The organism is Erwinia sp. ErVv1, from assembly GCF_900068895.1.
Classification (GTDB): Bacteria; Pseudomonadota; Gammaproteobacteria; order Enterobacterales; family Enterobacteriaceae; genus Erwinia.
Window position 1 is genome coordinate 618,933 of the sequence record NZ_CDPK01000002.1, and the last position, 796, is coordinate 619,728.

Sequence of the window (796 nt, forward strand, 5' to 3'; positions counted from 1 at the left end):
AGCGCAGGGATGCGCGAGTCGAGCCCACACGGACGTGCTTGCGGCGGGTCCGCGTGACAACGGTCCCCGCAGGGCTTTGCACCAGGTACCCGCAACAACAGTAAACGTCACAGGTGCCAGTTCCCCACACACTGTCATCCGTAAGGTCAAAACCTGCTCCGATGACGGGGCTATGTTGTTTGCAACAAGGTCAAAACCGGCTCCGGTGACAGGGCTATGTTGCGGGTCAGAACGCCGGGGCGCCGTAAACCCCTCCCTGGGGGCTTCACTGCCGCATCCCTGCGGCAGATACCCGGCTTATCTGCTCCGCAACACCGCCTTCTGGCTGCGGAGTGGGCTGCGGGTGCTCTGGCAGTGGCTAACATCAAAACCTGATCCGATCACGACGACTTTATCTGCCGAAAGTTTAGTAAGCCGGGGCTGGACGTGAAGGGGTTTTTAGCAGCGACAGCGTGGTCTGAGGCCAGGCGGGGACCGTTGGCTGAGCGGACCGTCGAGCGCAGGGATGCGCGAGTCGAGCCCACACGGACGTGCTTGCGGCGGGTCNCTGCCGAAAGTTTAGTAAGCCAGGGCTGGACGTGAAGGGGTTTTTAGCAGCGACAACGTAGTCTGAGGCCAGGCGGGGACCGTTGGCTGAGCGGACCGTCGAGCGCAGGGATGCGCGAGTCGAGCCCACACGGACGTGCTTGCGGCGTGTCCGCGTGACGACGGTCCCCGCAGGGCTTTGCACCGCATCACCGCAACGACAGAAAACCCCGGTGACACGGCGGTATTTTTTGCAGGCAGGCCAAAACCC